The following is a 17378-nucleotide window of genomic DNA, read 5'->3' as shown; positions in this document are numbered from 1 at the left end:
CGTCCCCCTACGATGAGGTCACCCCAGATCCCAACGAAGGGAAACGCCATGGCCGGTACGGTTCAGGACACGAGCACGACGAGTCCGAACGGCGGGAACGCCGCCGTCAGGGACGCGCTCGAGAACGCGCCGACCACGCACGCCCGGCTGCTGGCCTGGGTCCGCGAGGTCGCCGACCTGACGGAGCCGGACGCGGTGGTGTGGGTCGACGGCAGTGAGGCCGAGTGGACCCGGCTGACCGACGGGATGGTCGAGTCCGGCACCTTCGTCCGGCTGGCCGAGGACAAGTTCCCCAACTCCTTCGCGGCGTTCTCCGATCCCGAGGATGTGGCCCGCGTCGAGGAGCAGACGTTCATCTGCTCGAAGGAGGAGCGCGGCTCCGGGCCGACCAACAACTGGATGGACCCCGAGGAGATGAAGGCCACCCTGCGCGGCCTCTACCGGGGCAGCATGCACGGGCGCACCATGTACGTCATCCCCTTCGTGATGGGCAGCCTCGACGCGACGGACCCCAAGTTCGGCGTCGAGCTCACCGACAGCCCCTACGTCGTCTGCTCGATGCGGATCATGGCGACGATCGGCTCCGCGGTCCTGGAGAAGATGACGGCGACGGACGCGTTCTTCGTCGAGGCGCTGCACTCGGTCGGCTTCCCGCTCGACGACGGGCAGACCGACGTCCCGTGGCCCTGCAACGAGACCAAGTACATCGTCCAGTTCCCCGAGGACCGGGCCATCTGGTCCTACGGGTCCGGCTACGGCGGCAACGCGCTGCTGGGCAAGAAGTGCTACGCGCTGCGCATCGCGTCGGCCATCGCGCACGACGAGGGCTGGCTCGCCGAGCACATGCTCGTCCTGAAGATCACCGACCCGCAGCAGCGCGCGCACTACGTGGCCGGCGCCTTCCCGTCCGCCTGCGGCAAGACGAACTTCGCCATGATCGAGCCGACCGTCGAGGGCTGGAAGGCCGAGATGGTGGGCGACGACATCGCCTGGATGCGGTTCGACGACGCCGGCACTCTGCGGGTGGTCAACCCCGAGGCCGGGCTGTTCGGCGTCGCGCCCGGCACCGGTTGGTCGACGAACCCGAACGCGATGCGCGCCGTCGCCAAGGGCAACACGATCTTCACCAACGTGGCTCTGACCGACGACGGCGGCGTCTGGTGGGAGGGCATGACCGACGAGGTGCCCGCACACCTGACCGACTGGCGCGGCCGGTCCTGGACGCCGGGGTCCAAGAACCCCGCGGCGCACCCGAACTCGCGCTTCTGCACGCCGATCAAGCAGGTCGACATCCTCGCGCCCGAGTACGACGACCCGGACGGCGTGCCCCTGTCGGCGATCATCTTCGGTGGCCGGCGCAAGACGACGGTGCCGCTGGTGCACGAGTCCTTCGACTGGGAGCACGGCGTCTTCGAGGGTGCGACGCTCTCCTCCGAGACGACGGCCGCGGCCTCCGGGGCCGTCGGTGTCGTGCGTCGCGACCCGATGGCGATGCTGCCGTTCATCGGCTACAACGCCGGCGACTACCTTGCGCACTGGGTGAAGCTCGGCAAGGCGCATCCGGGCAAGATGCCGAAGATCTTCTACGTCAACTGGTTCCGGCGGGACCGGGACGGGAAGTTCGCATGGCCCGGCTTCGGGGAGAACTCTCGGGTGCTCAAGTGGATCGTCGGCCGGCTCGAAGGAGAGGCCTCGGGTGAGCAGACGCCGATCGGCATCGTGCCCCGGCCCGAGGATCTGGACCTGACCGGCCTGGACATCTCGGAGCAGCAGCTCGGCGATGCGCTGAAGGTCGACGTCGACGAGTGGGTCCGGGAGCTGCCGGGCATCCACCAGTGGTTCAACGTGCTGCACGACACCCTGCCCCCGGAGATGATCCGGCAGTACCACCGCCTGGAGGTCCGCCTGGAGGTGTGACGCCTCACCGGCTCACCGCGGCGGCCTTCCCCTCGGGGAGGCCGCCGCTGTCGTGTCCGGCGTCATCCGCCCCCGTCCGGGGGGCGGCTGGTGCCGGCACGATCGAGGTCGGACGTCGTGCGGTCGCCGCCCATCCAGGATTCTCGGGGCAGCGCCAACGTGAGTCGTGTCGCCGCCGGGACTCCCGGGACGGCGCCGAAGCGACTCGTGTCGCCGCCATCGGGACCGTTGTTGCCGTCGGCGCGGCTTGTTCGCGGCTCAACGGTGACAACGGTCCCGACGGCGAGTGATTCGACGGCGGGTGCCCCGTTCAGCTGACCAGGCGGCGTGTCACGGCTCCCCGGTCCGTGTGCCCGCGGTTGTCCACAGGCTGAGCTGTCCTCTGTCCGCGTGCACTCGGGGACTGGGACAGTGGCGCCATGCGAGAACGCCGGCCGGTCCCTTCTGCGTCCGATCTCGGGCTGCGCTCGTCGAGGTCACTCGAACGGTCGGGCTACTCACCCGGACGAGTGGGGCGGTTGGTGGAGAGCGGGATCCTGCGCCGGGTGCGGCGGGGTTGGTACATCGCCGACGAGCGGTGGCAACGGCTGAGCCCCGAGCACCGCTATCTCGTCCGTGTCTATGCCGTCGGGCTGCCCCTGTCCGAGTCGACGGTGGTCAGCCACGAATCGGCCGCCGTCCTGTCTGGGCTCGACCTCCTGGCCATCCCTCCAGACGTCCATCTCCGGCCCGCAGCCGAACACGGAGGGCGCGGTCCGCGCCGTGGCGTCGTCCACCACCGGAACGCCGTCACGCTGAGTGACGATCGGACCATCCATGGCGTCCGGGTCGCCGGTCTGGAGGACGTGGTGCGCGACGTCGCCGGCACCCTCACCCACCGCGGCGCTCTCGTCATCGCCGACCAGGCGGCCGCGCAGGGCCTGGACACCGACGTCCTCCGGTCCTGGATCGCTGACAACCCGGGGCGGCACGGCGTGCGCCGTCTCGCTCTCGTCATCGATCGGCTGGACCCGGCCGCCGAGTCCGCAGGAGAGACCCTGACCCGGGTACTCCTGCACGAGTGGGCAGTGCCCCTCCCGGTCAGCCAGTGCTGGATCCCGACGGCCATCGGAGCCCACCGGGTGGACTTCGCGTGGCCGGGTCTCCGCGTCGTCCTCGAATTCGACGGGCGCGGGAAGTACTTCGACTACCGGCCGACCGCCAAGGCCCTCTACGAGGAGCGACGTCGGGAGAAGGCCCTGGTCAACGCCGGCTGGCGCGTCATCCGCATTGGCTGGTCGGACGTGACGCGCGACTGCGAAGCGCTGCGCCGGCTGCTGTTCAGCGCGCTGGCGGCTCCCGCGGCCTGACTCGGTCCGACGGCATGTCGCGCTGACGGTGATCGGGACCGATCTTGCTACTGCGCCGGGAACAACCTGCGCCAACGGCAACGACGGTCCCGATGGTGCCGGAGGGGGAGCGGAGGCGGTCGGCGCCTCGTCCGTTGTCGTGGCCGGATCCGTCTGACGACTCGGCTCGACGACGTGTCGCGCGAACGGTGATCGGGACCGCTCTTGCTACTGCGCCGGGAAGAATCTGCGCCAACGGCAACAACGGTCCCGATCACGCCCGAGGGACGGACCGGCACGACCCGCCGGAGGCGGCTACGCCCGGACGAGGGCGAGGACCCGGTCCCGGACCTGCTCCATCAGCGCCCGGTCCGCGGCCTCCCCGTTGTACCGCAGGAACGGCTCGGTGTTCGAGGGCCGCAGGTTGAACCACCAGGAGCCGTCGGCCGCGCTGAACGTGGTGCCGTCGAGCTCGTCGACGGTGACGTCGTCGCCGGCCAGGTCCGCCCGCACCCGGTCCACGGCGCCGGCCTTGTCCTCGACCGTCGAGTTGATCTCCCCGGAGGAGACGTACGGCTCGTACTCGGCGCCGAGCTCGGAGAGCGGCCGGTCCTGCTCGCCCAGCGCCGCCAGGACGTGCATCGCGGCGAGCATGCCGGTGTCGGCGTTGAAGAAGTCGCGGAAGTAGTAGTGCGCCGAGTGCTCACCGCCGAAGACGGCGCCCTCGGACGCCATCACCGCCTTGATGAACGAGTGCCCCACGCGGGTGCGCACCGGCCGGCCGCCCTCCCGCTCCACCAGTTCGGGCACCGCCCGGGAGGCGATGAGGTTGTGGATGATGACGGGGTGCTCCTCCCCGGCGGCCTGCGCGCGAGCGATCTCCCGCCTCGCCACCAGGCCCGTGACCGCGGACGGCGAGACGGGCGCGCCCGTCTCGTCGATCACGAAACAGCGGTCGGCGTCGCCGTCGAAGGCCAGGCCCAGGTCCGCGCCGTGGTCGACGACGGCGGCCTGCAGGTCGGCCAGGTTCTCCGGCTCGAGCGGGTTGGCCGGGTGGTTCGGGAAGCTGCCGTCCAGTTCGAAGTACAGCGGGACGAGCGTCAGGGGCAGGGCGGGGAGCATCGCGTCGCCGAGCACCGCCGGCGTCGTCATCCCGGCCATCCCGTTGCCCGCGTCGACCACGACCTTCAACGGCCGGATGCCGCTCAGGTCCACGAGGGAGCGCAGGTACGCCGCGTAGTCGGGGAGCACGTCGCTCAGGCCGATGACGCCGCGGCGCTCGACCGCCTCGACGGTACCCGCGACGAGGTACTGCTCGGCGGCCTGGCGGATCTCGGTCAGCCCCGACTCGGAGGAGACGGGGACGGCGCCCGCGCGGGACATCTTGATGCCGTTGTACTCGGCCGGGTTGTGCGAGGCGGTGAACGTGACGCCGGCGGCGTTCAGGGTGCCGGAGGCGAAGTAGAGCTCGTCCGTGGAGATCAGATCCAGCAGCTGCACGTCGGCGCCGCGGGTGGCCGCACCGTCCGCGAAGGCCTTCGCGAAGGCGGGGGAGGAGGGCCGCATGTCGCCGCCGACCAGGACCGTCTGCCCGGTCAGACCGAGGACGTCGACGAAGGCGGCACCCGTGGCGCGCACCGTCTCCTCCGTGATGGTCTCACCGACGATGCCGCGCACGTCGTAGGCCTTGAAGGACGCGGAGAGGTCGATCGTCTCGGGCGTCTGCTGGTTCACGGGAGTCTGCTGGTTCACGCGACAAGGGTAACGAACCGCCGGCGCGGCCGATGGCGCACCCGGTGGACGGGCCGACCCGCGCGTCGGGCTACCGTGGACCGGTGAGCGAGACCGATGACCGCTGAGTTCGCCGGGTACCTGCGGGGCACCCCGGGCTACCGACGCGTCATCGCGGCACTGGCCTGCGCGGGTGTCGTCACGTTCGCCCAGCTCTACTCCCCGCAGGGCGTGCTCCCGCTGATCGCCGCCGACCTGCACATCAGCGCCTCCGACGCCGGCCTGACCATCTCGGCCGCCACCGCCGGGCTCGCCCTCTCCGTCGTCGTCTGGTCCTTCGTGGCCGACCGGTTCGGCCGGGTGCAGACCATGCGCGCCGCCATCGTGCTCGCCACCGCGCTCGGTCTCGCCGTCGCCGTCACACCCGACTACGGGGTCCTGCTGACCCTGCGGGTGCTCGAGGGCGTGGCCCTCGGCGGGGTGCCGGCGCTCGCCGTCGCGTACCTGAACGAGGAGGTCCACCCGTTCCACGCGGCGCTCGCGGCCGGCACGTACGTCGCGGGGACGACGGTCGGCGGCCTGCTCGGGCGGATCGTCGCCGGGCCGGTCGGGGAATGGCTGGGCTGGCGGGCCGGCATGCTGACCGTCTCCGTGCTCGCCGCGATCGCCGCCGTCGGCTTCGTGCTGCTCGCGCCCCGGCCGCGCGGCTTCGTCGCCGTCCGCCGGCGGGACCGGACCGACGGGGTGCTCGCGCTGCTGCTGATGCACCTGCGCAACCCGCGGATGCTCACCGTCTTCGCCCAGGGCATGCTCCTGATGGGCGGATTCGTGGCCATCTACAACTACCTCGGGTTCCGGCTCGAGGGGCCGCCGTGGCTCCTGCCGCACGCGGTGATCAGCGCGATCTTCGTGGCGTATCTCGCGGGCACGATCTCCTCGCCGGCGGCCGGCCGGCTCGCGGCCCGGTTCGGCCGGCGCACCGTGCTGCTCGCCTCGACGGCGGTGATGATCGCAGGCGTGCTGATGACGACGACGCCGTGGCTGCCGGTGATCCTCGCGGGCGTCCTCGTGCTCACGGCCGGCTTCTTCGGGGCGCACTCGATCGCCTCGGGCTGGGCCGGCTTCCAGGCGACGACCGGCCGGGCCCAGGCCACCTCCCTCTACAACCTCGCGTACTACCTGGGGTCCAGCGTCTTCGGCTGGGTGGGCGGCGTCCTGTTCGGCTGGTGGGGCTGGCTCGGGACCGCCGGCCTCGTCGTCGTCCTCGCCGGCCTCGCCGCCGTCCTGGCCGTCGTGGTGCTGCCGAGGGCGGAGGGTCCGGCCCCGGTCACCGCCTGACCACGGATGTCCGGTGTGACGTGGGTGTCGACTCCCCGCTGAGGTCTAAGCTGCCGCTCAGGACGCGAATGCAAGGGAGCACATCGATGGCGCAGCAGTTGCAGACGATCGAGACCCGGATCCCGGGCCGGCTGGACCGGCTGCCGTGGGCGGGCTGGCACTGGATGATCGTCGTCGGGCTGGGGACCGTGTGGATCCTCGATGGCCTCGAGGTCACGATCATCGGCTCGATCAGTGACCGGCTGACCGAGGGCGCCTCCGGGCTCGGCCTGACGCCGGCGGACATCGGACTCGCGGCGGCGATCTACGTGGCCGGAGCCTGTGTGGGCTCGCTCGTGTTCGGGTACCTGACCGACCGCTGGGGCCGGAAGCGCCTGTTCATGATCACGCTGCTGCTCTACCTGGCGGCCACGGTCGCCACCGCGTTCTCGTTCAACCCGATCTTCTTCTTCATCTGCCGCTTCTTCACCGGCGCCGGCATCGGCGGCGAGTACGCCGCGATCAACTCCGCGATCGACGAGCTGATCCCGGCCCGGCACCGCGGCATCGTCGATCTGGCCATCAACGGGTCCTACTGGCTCGGTGCGGCGGCCGGCGCTGTGCTCTCGGTCGTCCTGCTCAATACCCACCTCTTCGCGGCCGACATCGGCTGGCGGCTCGCGTTCGGGCTCGGCGCGGTGCTCGGCCTGGTCATCCTGCTGGTGCGGCGGCACGTGCCCGAGTCGCCCCGGTGGATGTTCATCCACGGCCATGACCGGGACGCCGAGACGCTGGTCGACGACATCGAGCACCGGGTCGAGGGCGAGACCGGGAAGACGCTCGAGCCGGTGCAGCAGTCCCTGACGATCCAGCAGCGGAAGTCGACCGGCTTCGGCACCATCATCAAGGTCGCCTTCGGCCAGTACCCGAAGCGCTCCGTCCTCGGGCTGAGCCTGTTCGTCGGCCAGGCGTTCCTCTACAACGCGGTCTTCTTCACCTACGCGCTCGTGCTCACCAAGCTGCTCGGGGTCTCGGGCGGCGCCGCCCCGTGGTTCCTCGTACCGATCGCCCTGGGCAACTTCGCCGGCCCGCTCGTCCTCGGCCGGCTCTTCGACACCCTGGGCCGCCGCCCCATGATCGCGGGCAGCTACATCGGCTCCGGCGTGCTGCTGGTGGTGACCGCGCTGCTGTTCCAGGCGCAGGTGCTCGACGCCGTCGCCCTGACCGTGTGCTGGTGCATCGTCTTCTTCTTCGCCTCCGCCGGCGCGAGCTCCGCCTACCTGACGGTCAGTGAGATCTTCCCGATGGAGACGCGCGCGATGGCGATCGCCTTCTTCTACGCGGTGGGCACCGGCCTCGGCGGCATCATCGGCCCGCTGCTGTTCGGGAAGTTCGTCGAGCAGGGGATCGGCGCGGTGGCCGTCGGGTACTTCATCGGCGCGGGCCTGATGATCGCCGCGGGCGTGGTGGAGATCTTCCTCGGCGTCGACGCGGCGCGGAAGTCGCTCGAGGACATCGCGGCGCCGGTCTCCTCCCAGCAGCCCGCGGTCCAGGGCCGCTGACGGGCCGCCGCTCGCGCCCCACGACACGACGAAGCCCCGGCACCCCTCAGGGTGCCGGGGCTTCGTCATGCCCGGGTGTGTGACGTCCGGAACGGACGGGCGTCAGTTGAAGTCGGGCCAGGCGCTGCCGCCGGTGCGCAGCGTGCTGTGGTCGCTGTGCGTGGTGCGGAACGCCTCCACCTGCTGCAGGTAGCGCTCGCGGCGGGCGACCGTCCGGCCGGTGGTGGCCGGCTTCAGCAGCCGCGTGAGCAGCGTGGCGCGGGTGCTCGGGGTGGTGGGGCGAACGGTCATGAGGGCGCTGGTGTCGAGGACGCTCATCGGTCTTCTCCTTCGGAGGTAGTGGGGGTGGGGATGACGGGGGGATCGAGAAGGGGGAACACGTTGAGCTGGACCTGGACGGCGCGGGCGTCCTCGGCCGGCTCCCGGTTCCGGTAGGGGGCGATGATCGCCTCCACGGCACGGGTGACCCGGTGGCTGATGCGATCCAGCTCCTCGGCGGTGACCCGGACGTTGGCCGCCTCCAGGACGCTCGCCTCGAACCAGGGGCGCGGGAGTTCCTGCTCCCCGCGCTCCTCGAAGGCGGCGAGCAGGGCGGCGCGATTGCGGCCCCACTCCCGCAGGATCACGTGGGCGGCCTCGACGCCGGCCGGGTTGTCGGCGACGGCGAGCGGGTTGACGTTGATGGACCCGGGCGTGCGCTCCCACCAGCGGTCGCGGGCGTTGCCCCGGTCCGGGACGTCCCGGATGAAGTCGTGCCGCGCCAGCTGGCGCAGGTGGTAGCTGAATGATCCGCTGGTGCCGCCGAGTCGCTCGGCGAGCGAGCTGGCGGTCTGCGGACCGAACTGGCTGAGCGTGTTGAGGATCTGGACCCGGAGCGGGTGGCCGAGGGCCTTGAGGGATTCGACGCCGACGTCCCGCACCGGACCGGCCAGCACGGGCAGGGCGTCGGTGGGAGGGATCTCGGACATGACTCCATCCTAGCTATGCAAAGACTTGTTTGCAAAGATAAGTTTGTGATTTGCGACACCCGGCCCCGGTTCGGTGTTTTGTGCAGGCTGACCGGTTCTGGTTACCCTAGGGAGGCTGGTGACAGCGCTGGAGACGTGCCAGAGCGGCCGAATGGACTTCACTGCTAATGAAGGGTCGGGCTTAAAACTCGACCGGGGGTTCAAATCCCCCCGTCTCCGCGAACGATGTCCGTCAGGACGTCGGTTGCAGCACCGGGAACGGCCCGGACCCCTCGTGGTCCGGGCCGTTCGTCGTTTCCGGGCCCTCGTGTGGATCCGGACTCCTCCTTGGTGCCCGCCCTCGCCGCTCTCTCGCCGTGCCGACGGGGTACTCCGTCGTGCCGACGGGGTACTCCGTCGTGCCGATGGTTGAATCGACAGGGCCGCAACGGCGGCGATCGGATCGAACGGGGGACGCCGATGGCGTGGGTGCGGATCGACGGTGTCGACTGGCAGGTGCTCGACGGTGAGGCCACGGACACGACGGTCGGCTGGACGGTGGCCCACGGACTCCTCGACGAGTCCGCCGAGGACCTGGGTGCCCTGCGGTACGCGGCGGGGCTGCTCCGGCGGGAGCTGGGCCGCCCGGTCGAGATCGCGCCGGGCGACGTCGCCGTGCCCGAGGTCCTCGCACAGGTCGCGGAGACCACGCTGACGGTGACCGTGCGCGGGCGGCGGGACGCGGTCCTGGCCGCCTGGGAGCGGTTGCCCGGGGTGGTCGACGCGCCGGCCGGTCCGACGCCCGCGTCGCCGCCCCTGGAGGACGACGTCGATCCCGTGCCGGTGCGGGTGTCCGTCTGGGGCACCGACGTGGCGGCACGATGCGGCGTCAACGGGCTTGCCCTGACCTGGCTCGGCGTCACGGTGCCCGACGCGCTGAACCGGGGACGGGCGCTGCTGCGCCGGCTCTCGCCATTCGCCGGTGAGGTGCCCGGTGCCTTCTTCACCGACGACGCGGAGCTGCCCGCCCTCCTGGCCGGCAGATTCACCCGCCCGGTCCGGTCCGCGCTGCCGGCCCGCCGGGGCGACGGCGACGCCGTCGCCCGCCCGGGCTCGCTCGAGGCCCCCGAGGGACCCGTCCTGTTCTCCGTCGTCGTGCCACGGGGCCTCGCCGGCCTGGCCGCGGCGGACGTGCTGACGCGTCGCCTGGACGAGACGGTCGAGGAGCTGGTCGGGCCACAGATCCGGGTCGGAACCCAGGTCACCGCGCTGCGGGAGCACCTCATCCTGACGCTGCAGGTGGGCCAGACCCTGACGGCGGACCAGCGGGACCGGGCGATCGGCCGGCTGGTCGTCTCCCCGCTGCCGGTCCCGGACCGCGTCATCGACGAGGCCGTCGTCGCGCGGGCCGAGGCGCCGTCGCCGACGTGGGTGCGCGAGCGGCGCGTGCTCGGTCTGCCGGAGGAGCGGTCGCTCACCGCGAGCGACGTGCGGGCCGCGCTCGGCGTGGCGCTGCGGTCGGTTCACCTGGCCCGGCCCCGCGCGGCCGAGCCGATGCCGGGCTTCGAGCCGCTGACGGCCGAGCTGCCGCAGGAACGTCACCGCACGTTCAGCACCTGGATCGCCCGGCAGCGCGACCCCGGCGTCGCGGACCCCCCGGCGAAGCTGCTGATCGGTGGAACCACGCTCCGCGCCGCCTACCACGGGGAGGTCGGTCCCGGGACCGCCACGGGGGTCAGCCTGGCCGATGCGGTGTTCGTCGTCGAGGACGAGGCCTCCGGCGTGACGGTCGTCGACGCGGCGATGCGCCGGGTGTCCTTCGTCGTGGACACGTTCCAGCGCCGTCGGGCGCTCCGTTCCCTGCTCGACCGCCGGCTGGCGGGGGTGCCGCGAGCGAAGGCGGCGGACGCCGCCCGCGCCGCGGCGATCCGCACCGTGGCGTTCCGTTCGCGTCGCTGGCTGCGCCCTCTGCTCGTCTTCGGGATCCTGATGCTCGCCTTCGTCGGCATCATGGCGATCACGCAGGCGACCGGTGCCTCCGGTCCCGTGCAGTCCCGGGTCTCGGTGGGGGAGAAGGTCACCCTCGGCAACGGGTCCACCGTCACCGTGCGCGACGTCGACAGCGTGCGTGCCGCCGCCCACCGCACGCGCACGACCTTCACCGTGGAGTTCTGCGCGGGCGAGGACAGCCGGGGCAAGGACGTCAGCCCGAGCGTGCAGCAGCGCGTGGGGCCCGGCGACTTCGCCCTCTGGAGCGCCGGGGCCTCCCGGGGCACGAGGGTGCCGGTCGGCTCGGGCGAACTCGGGACGATGACGCTGGCCCGCGGCCAGTGCACGCAGGGGAAGCTGACGTACGACCTCGACGGCGACCTCGGCCAGGCCCGCGTCGCCTACGCCAACGGGTTCAAGGACGACGTGGTCTGGTACCTGCCCTGACGTCGTCGGTCCCGAACACCTCGTCGCGTTCGACGATGTCGACGGTCGGCGCCCTCATCGCGCTCACCGCACGACGACGGCGACCGGCGCCTCCGCGGTGAGGGCACGGCCGCGCCGGTGCACCGCCTCGACCTGCAGCGCCAGCGCCTCGACGTCGCGGGCGTGCCGGTCCGTCGCCTGCGCGATGCGCGGCCGGGCCGTCAGCTCCTCGTGGCGGCGGAAGGCGAGCAGGGTGGTGCGGGCGAGCCGCTCCCGCTCGCTCAGGGCGTGCCGGTCCCGGGTCTGCGCGACCAGCGCGTCGAGGGTGAGGGCGTCCTCCGCGGTGTAGAGCGCGCGGATCCGCCGGCCGACCGCGGCCAGCCGCCGCCTCGTCGACCGCCGGGAACGGATCGCCGCACGCCGCTCGGCGCCGACGGCGTGCGGCAGCACGAGGGCGACGCCGAACGTGGTCGGGATGGACAGGAAGGCCCAGTCGCGGGAGAGCAGCAGCGACCAGACGAGGCCCGAGCCGAGGAGGACGGCGAGCAGGAGCAGCGTCACCCCGACGCTGATGCCCACGGAGGCGAGGGCGTCGCCGTTCACGCTGTTCCGACGATGCCGGGATCGGAGCGCCCCGCGGGAGCGGTCGCGCAGCAGCACGCCGGTCCACCAGTCGGAGAGCGCCCCGACGGTGAGCACCTCGTCGGCCGTCTCACCGTCCCGGTCGAGCAGCACCGCGGTGACCGGGGGCAGCCGCGCCGCGGACCGCGTTGCCGTCACCAGGTGGCGGCGTTCCTGCCGGCCCCGGTAGGTCGGATCGGAGCGCCGGTGCCGGGGGCTGAACCGCGTGACCAGCAGCGCGTCGACGGCCTCGTCCAGGACGTCGGCCACCGCCGCCGTGGCCGTCGCGACGGTGCGCAGGGCGGAGGCCGGGGTGAGGCTGCCCGCACGGACCTCGGCATCGACGGCGAGCAGGGCGCGACGGTGCTCGTCCAGCCGGGCGATGACGGGAGCGGCGGCGGCGCCGACCACCCCGGCCCTCGCGGCCAGGGCGGCGAACTCCTCCGGCGCGCTCAGCACCGGAGCGACGTGCTCGTCCCAGATGCGCTCCCACCCCGGCGCGCGGGTCTGCAGGGAGGCGACGGCGAGCACGGCGAGGCACTCCTGGCGGATGGCCGAAGCCCGGCGGGCGAACTCGGCGGCCGGGGCGCGCAGGGCGGTGGTCCGGGTCGACCGGTCCTCCAGCCGTCCCCGCAGCACCGTCTCCCGCCGGGCGAGGACACGGAGCCGCCGGTCCACCCGCCGGGCGAGGGCGACGACGTCGAGCGGTGTCGGCTCTCGCCCCGCGACGGCCTCGTCACCGGCGGCCTCGTCACCGGCGGCCCGGTCACCGGCGTCGTCCCCGACCGCCCGATCGGCGTGGTCACCGACCGCGTGGCCACCCGTCGCGCCGGTGACCGTGGCGACTGCGAGGTCGAGCTCGTCCAGGTCCAGGGTGATCGCGACGACGTCGCTCGCCCCGGAGGCGAGGGCATGCCGGACCCGGCGCCGGTCCGCGAACGTCAGGCGGCGGGGCGACTGCCTCAGTCGGCGAGGTGCGTCCACAGGAACTGGCTGCTCAGGGCCGCCATCTGCGCCGCCTGCCGGTTGTCCGACGCCGCCGCGTGCCCACCCTCGAGGGCCTCGTAGAACCACACGTCGTCCACGCCCATCGCCTCCATGCGGGCGGCCATCTTCCGGGCCTGCACCGGGCCCACCCGGTCGTCGGACGTGGCGGTGTAGATGAGCGTCGCCGGGTAGTCGGTCCCGGGAACGAGGTTGTGGTACGGCGAGAAGGTGCGGATGAACGCCCACTGCTCGGGATCGTCCGGGTCGCCGTACTCGGCGATCCACGAGTAGCCCGCGGAGAGCTTCGTGTAGCGGCGCATGTCCAGCAGCGGCACCCCACACGAGATGGCGCCGAACAACTGCGGGTAGGTGGTGAGCATGTTGCCGACCAGCAGCCCGCCGTTGGACCCGCCCGAGCAGCCCAGGTGCTCCCGGGTGGTGACGCCCCGGTCGATCAGGTCCTGCGCGACGGCCGCGAAGTCCTCGTAGGCGCGCGGCCGATTCGCCTGGAGGGCGGCGCGGTGCCACGCGGGCCCGTACTCGCCGCCGCCGCGGATGTTCGCGACCACGTAGACCCCGGAACGGCCCGACGTCGTGCGCCTGGTCAGCCAGCTCCGTCCGATCGCGCCGCTGTACGCGGGGGTGCGGGAGATCTCGAAGCCGCCGTACCCGTTGAGCAGTGTCGGGTTGGCACCGTCCAGGACGAGGTCCTTCGGCCCGATCTGGAAGTAGGGCACGCGGGTGCCGTCCGCCGAGACGACGAAGTGCTGCTCGACCTGCAGATCCTCGGCGGCGAAGAACGACGGCGAGGTCTTGACGGTGCGGGCGGGCACGCCCTCGCCGCCGGTGCCGGCACCGGCCAGCCGGCCGCGCTGCAGCGTGGTCGGGGTGAGGAAGCCCGAGACGGTCAGCCAGTAGTCGTCGCCCTCCTCGGGGTCCTCGTCGTCGACCGCCGACGCGCTCACGGTGCTCAGAGCCGGGGCGTCCGGCAGCTCCGTGCCGGTGAAGCCGGCGGCCGGATCGAGGACGACCACCCGGGAGGCGACGTCGGTGAGCAGGGTCAGGATCAGGTGGTTCGCCGTCCAGCTCCAGCCCTGAAGCGACGTGCGCTCGTCCGGGGCGAAGACGACGGTCAGGTCGCGCTGCCCCGCGAGGAAGTCCTCCAGGGGGGCGACGGCCAAGGTGCCGGCCGGGACGGTGGTGCCGTCGTGATTCCAGTCGGTCTGCGGACGGAACAGCAGCCACTGCCGGTGCAGGTCGACGTTGACGTCGTCGGGCACGTCGACGTGCCGCCAGGCGACGGCGGAGCCGTTGTTCGCGTCGCCGTCAGTGTCGTTGTGACCGTCGCTGCTAACGTCGCCGGCGACATGCGTGCGGCTGCGGAAGAAGTCGATGACGTCGACGGCGATGTCCCGCTCGAAGCCGGGCGTGCGGTCGTGGGCGAGGACGGCCATCAGATGTTCCTCGGGCACCTCCCACAGCACGGGCGCCTCGGCGAGGTCCTGCCCGCGGGTGAGCCGCCGGCCGGTGCGCGGGTAGGACGACGTCGTCATCGACCCCGGCCCCACCTCGGTGCCCACGAAGATCGTGTCCGCATCCACCCAGCTGACCTGCGTCTTCGCGGTCGGCAGGTCGAAGCCCTCGGCGACGAACGCCTTGTCCTCGACGTCGAACTCGCGAACCCGCACCGCGTCGCCGCCGTCGGGGGAGAGCTTGACCAGGCCGCGCCGCCAGGGCTCACCCGGCTCGGGCCGGAGCAGGCTCGCGCCGGCGAAGACCCACGGGGTGCCGTCGGCCGCGGCGAGGGCGTCGATGTCGAGCAGCACCTCCCACTCCGGCTGCTCCTGCTGATAGGACGCCCAGGTGGTACGCCGCCACAGGCCGCGCGGGTTCGTCTCGTCCCGCCAGAAGTTGTAGTAGAACGGGCCGCGCTTGGTGACGTCCGGAATCTTCGCGGTGTCGTCCAGGACGGCGAGGATCTGCTCGCGCAACCGGCGGTACGCGTCGGCGTCCAGCGCGGCCTCGGTGCGGGCGTTCTGCTGCTCGGCCCAGGCCAGCGGCTCGGTACCGTGGATGTCCTCGAGCCAGAGGAACTCGTCGGCCGGCTCGACGTCGCCGGCGGTGGGGGAGCCGGTGAGGGTGCTGGTGGGTGCGCTGGTGACGATGCTGGTGGCGCTGGGGGACGGGGTGCTGCCGGCCTGGGGTTCGCTCATGGAGCCATCGTAGGGCGGCCCCCCGACGGCCCGGCCCCGGACCGCGCGGCCGTCCGGCGGCGTCACCTCCGACCGTTCTGTCCTCCGACCATTCTGCCCTCCGTCCCGGCCTCCGACGTCCTGTTCTCCGACGTCCCGACGCCGGCGCGGGGACGACCGATACTGCCCGATAGGCTGATCGGATGGGTCGGTCACGGAAGGTCACGGTCGCCGTCGTCGGCGCCGGGCCCCGTGGTACCTCGGTCCTCGAGCGCCTCCTCGCCCACGCGCGGGCCACCACCGACGTGCGACTGGACGTCCATCTGATCGACCCCTTCCCGCCCGGACCGGGCCGCGTGTGGCGCGCCGAGCAGTCCCGGCTGCCGCTGATGAACACGCCGTCCCTGTTCCCGACCGTGGTGCCCGACGGCGTCCTCGAGGTGCCCGGCGTCGCCGGCACGACCTTCGACGGATGGCGCGAACGGCTGACCGGTCGCGACGGCGGTCGTCCGGGTGCCGATGCCACGGGCGACGGGCGCGTCGGTCCGGCGCAGGATCTGGACTCCGGCGAGTGGGACGAGCTGTGCGCGCTCACCGCCAGCGCCTTCCCCACCCGGCGCCTCTACGGGCGCTATCTCGCCGCGACCCTGGCCGATCTGCGGGCCGCGGCGCCGCCGAACGTGACGGTCACCGAGCACCGGGCCACCGTCACCGCGCTTCGCCGCCACCGCAGCGGCACCGGCACCGGCGCCGGCCTATCGGAGGAGGCCGGGCCGCGCCGGTTCTCCCTCACGCTGAACGCTGGGGACGCGGAGGACGGTGCGACCCGGGAGACCCTCGACGCGGATGCCGTCGTGCTCGCCGTCGGGCACCAGGAGAGCCGGCTCCGGCCGGACCAGGCGCTGCTGCGGGACGCCGCCGCCCCGCACGAGCTGCGCTACCAGCCGCCCGCCATCCCCGCCGACGTCGACCTGACCGACGTGCGGGCCGGGGAACCGGTGCTCGTGCGCGGCTTGGGACTGAACTTCTTCGACCTGATGGCCGAACTGACCGAGGGCCGCGGCGGCGTCTTCGAGCCGTGGCAGGACGGACCGCGGACGCGGTACACGTACCGGCCGTCCGGCCGCGAGCCCGTGCTCCACGCCGCCTCGCGCCGCGGGGTGCCGTACCGGGCCAAGGCGGTGCTGCAGACGTACGTGCCGCGGCGGGTCCGGCTGCGGTTCTTCACCGACGAGGCCGCCCGGTCGCTGCGCCGGGAGGGCGCCACCCTGACGTTCCGGCACGACCTGTGGCCGCTCATGCGGCGTGACGCGCTGTGGGCGTACTACGCGACGATGGCGGAGACGACCCCCACCGATCTGACCGGGGACGGCCCCCGTTTCCTGGCCGAACTCGACGCCCTGCTCACCGAGCCGGCCCGCGGCGACGACCCGGCGTGGGACGAGCGGCTGGGCGAGCTGACCGGCCGCTACGTGCTGGAACACGCCCGGATCAACCCGGACAAGCTGGCCCAGCCCCTCGGACGACGCTCGTGGGAGAGCGCGGACGCGTTCGACGCCGCGGTCCTCGACTACCTGCATGGCGACGCGGCCGGTTCCGCACGCGGCGAGGACGACCCGCTGAAGGTCGCGATCGGCGCGCTGAACGCGGGCCGGTACCTGCTCAAGACGGTGGTCGCCGACGGCGGGATCACCGACGAGTCCTGGCTGCGCGAGCTGCGCGGCTGGTTCGAGCCGTTCGTCGAGGGCCTGGCCAGTGGGCCGCCCGTGCAGCGGATCGAGCAGCTGATCGCCCTCGCCGAGGCCGGCGTCGTGCACTTCCTCGGCCCTGACCCGCAGTTCGGGGTCCAGGAGTCCGGGGACGCCTTCGTCGCGTCCTCGCCGTGGGTGGCCCAGCCGCCGGTGACGGCACGCGTGCTGATCGAGGCGACGGCCCCCGCGAACGCGATCGCCCGCGCCGAGTCGCCGCTGCTGGCCGGGATGCTCACCGACGGGCTGATCCGGCCACGGTCCATGATGGGCGTGACCGGTACCCCGGAGGTGACCTCGGGGATGGACGTGACCCTGCCGCCGTACCGGGCGATCGACGCCGCCGGCCGCACGGTCGACGGACTGTACGTGATCGGGCTGCCGCTCTCCTCGGTGCAGCTGGGAACGGCGATCGCCGCGGAGGCGCACAGTTCCGCCCGGTCCGGCGGCCGCACCCTGTGGGACGCCGACCGGATCGCCGCCGACATCGTCGACGCCGGCGCCCGGCGTTCCTGACAGCGCCACCCCGGAACGGCCCCGCCCCGGAACGCCACGGCACCGTCCTGGAACGCCGCGGCCCACCCTGGAACGACACAGGGGCACCCCGGCGTGA

Annotated in this window: 11 protein-coding genes and 1 tRNA gene; 7 read left to right on the top strand and 5 right to left on the bottom strand. The window is 72.6% G+C overall.

All coding sequences use genetic code 11. The features are described from left to right. Positions 1–48: 48 nt before the first annotated feature. A complete protein-coding gene (locus tag BGP79_RS15690) occupies positions 49–1917 on the top strand; it encodes a phosphoenolpyruvate carboxykinase (GTP) (RefSeq protein ID WP_076697352.1) in 1869 nt (622 codons plus the stop codon). 521 nt (positions 1918–2438) lie between these two features. Then, the gene (locus tag BGP79_RS16535) at positions 2439–3266 is read left to right on the top strand and encodes an endonuclease domain-containing protein (RefSeq protein WP_143588468.1); all 828 of its coding nucleotides are present in this window, start codon (positions 2439–2441) and stop codon (positions 3264–3266) included. A gap of 294 nt (positions 3267–3560) precedes the next feature. On the opposite strand, the gene BGP79_RS15675 is transcribed toward BGP79_RS16535, so the two are convergent. Further along, positions 3561–4997 carry a phosphomannomutase/phosphoglucomutase gene (locus tag BGP79_RS15675; RefSeq protein WP_233121671.1) on the bottom strand — a complete coding sequence of 479 codons (1437 nt, stop codon included), beginning with the start codon at positions 4995–4997 and terminating at the stop codon, positions 3561–3563. 96 nt (positions 4998–5093) lie between these two features. Between BGP79_RS15675 and BGP79_RS15670 the strand changes: the two genes are divergently transcribed. Both BGP79_RS15670 and BGP79_RS15665 read left to right on the top strand, forming a co-directional pair. Next, on the top strand, positions 5094–6314 hold the full coding sequence (locus BGP79_RS15670) for an MFS transporter (RefSeq protein WP_076697344.1): 1221 nt from the start codon (positions 5094–5096) through the stop codon (positions 6312–6314). A gap of 86 nt (positions 6315–6400) precedes the next feature. Further along, positions 6401–7855, top strand: a complete 1455-nt coding sequence (locus tag BGP79_RS15665) for an MFS transporter (protein ID WP_233121669.1) — start codon at positions 6401–6403, stop codon at positions 7853–7855. Between the two features lie 102 nt (positions 7856–7957). Here the strand turns inward: BGP79_RS15665 and BGP79_RS15660 are convergent, their stop codons facing one another. Together BGP79_RS15660 and BGP79_RS15655 are read right to left on the bottom strand one after the other, a co-directional pair. Beyond that, positions 7958–8173 carry a hypothetical protein gene (locus tag BGP79_RS15660; RefSeq protein WP_076697342.1) on the bottom strand — a complete coding sequence of 72 codons (216 nt, stop codon included), beginning with the start codon at positions 8171–8173 and terminating at the stop codon, positions 7958–7960. Beyond that, on the bottom strand, positions 8170–8823 hold the full coding sequence (locus tag BGP79_RS15655) for a transcriptional regulator (protein ID WP_076697339.1): 654 nt from the start codon (positions 8821–8823) through the stop codon (positions 8170–8172). The genes BGP79_RS15660 and BGP79_RS15655 overlap by 4 nt, the downstream gene beginning before the upstream one ends. Before the next feature lie 129 nt (positions 8824–8952). Here BGP79_RS15655 and BGP79_RS15650 point away from each other — a divergent pair. Both BGP79_RS15650 and BGP79_RS15645 read left to right on the top strand, forming a co-directional pair. Next, positions 8953–9042, top strand: a tRNA-Ser gene (locus tag BGP79_RS15650). 240 nt (positions 9043–9282) lie between these two features. Next, positions 9283–11238, top strand: coding sequence for a hypothetical protein (locus tag BGP79_RS15645; protein WP_076697337.1), 1956 nt, complete (start codon positions 9283–9285; stop codon positions 11236–11238). Between the two features lie 63 nt (positions 11239–11301). Here the strand turns inward: BGP79_RS15645 and BGP79_RS15640 are convergent, their stop codons facing one another. Together BGP79_RS15640 and BGP79_RS15635 are read right to left on the bottom strand one after the other, a co-directional pair. Then, positions 11302–12822, bottom strand: a complete 1521-nt coding sequence (locus BGP79_RS15640; protein ID WP_076697334.1) for a hypothetical protein — start codon at positions 12820–12822, stop codon at positions 11302–11304. Beyond that, positions 12801–15038 (bottom strand): prolyl oligopeptidase family protein, encoded by a 2238-nt coding sequence (locus BGP79_RS15635; protein WP_076697558.1) that lies wholly within the window; start codon positions 15036–15038, stop codon positions 12801–12803. The genes BGP79_RS15640 and BGP79_RS15635 overlap by 22 nt, the downstream gene beginning before the upstream one ends. 182 nt (positions 15039–15220) lie before the next feature. On the opposite strand from BGP79_RS15635, the gene BGP79_RS15630 reads away from it, so the two are divergent. Continuing rightward, on the top strand, positions 15221–17281 hold the full coding sequence (locus BGP79_RS15630) for an FAD/NAD(P)-binding domain-containing protein (RefSeq protein WP_076697332.1): 2061 nt from the start codon (positions 15221–15223) through the stop codon (positions 17279–17281). The last annotated feature ends 97 nt before the right edge of the window (positions 17282–17378 follow it).

The organism is Tersicoccus sp. Bi-70 (assembly GCF_001968825.1).
In the GTDB taxonomy this organism is placed as follows: Bacteria; Actinomycetota; Actinomycetes; order Actinomycetales; family Micrococcaceae; genus Tersicoccus.
The sequence above is the reverse complement of the archived record's forward strand: the minus strand, read 5'-3'. Positions and strand labels throughout refer to the sequence as shown.

What these genes read in the sequence shown, in the direction of transcription:
- BGP79_RS15660 (WP_076697342.1), bottom strand. Translation starts at nt 8,173, where the DNA reads ATGAGCGTCCTCGACACCAGCGCCCTCATGACCGTTCGCCCCACCACC.
- BGP79_RS15645 (WP_076697337.1), top strand. Translation starts at nt 9,283, where the DNA reads ATGGCGTGGGTGCGGATCGACGGTGTCGACTGGCAGGTGCTCGACGGT.
- BGP79_RS15670 (WP_076697344.1), top strand. Translation starts at nt 5,094, where the DNA reads ATGACCGCTGAGTTCGCCGGGTACCTGCGGGGCACCCCGGGCTACCGA.
- BGP79_RS15665 (WP_233121669.1), top strand. Translation starts at nt 6,401, where the DNA reads ATGGCGCAGCAGTTGCAGACGATCGAGACCCGGATCCCGGGCCGGCTG.
- BGP79_RS15635 (WP_076697558.1), bottom strand. Translation starts at nt 15,038, where the DNA reads ATGAGCGAACCCCAGGCCGGCAGCACCCCGTCCCCCAGCGCCACCAGC.
- BGP79_RS15655 (WP_076697339.1), bottom strand. Translation starts at nt 8,823, where the DNA reads ATGTCCGAGATCCCTCCCACCGACGCCCTGCCCGTGCTGGCCGGTCCG.
- BGP79_RS15630 (WP_076697332.1), top strand. Translation starts at nt 15,221, where the DNA reads ATGGGTCGGTCACGGAAGGTCACGGTCGCCGTCGTCGGCGCCGGGCCC.
- BGP79_RS15690 (WP_076697352.1), top strand. Translation starts at nt 49, where the DNA reads ATGGCCGGTACGGTTCAGGACACGAGCACGACGAGTCCGAACGGCGGG.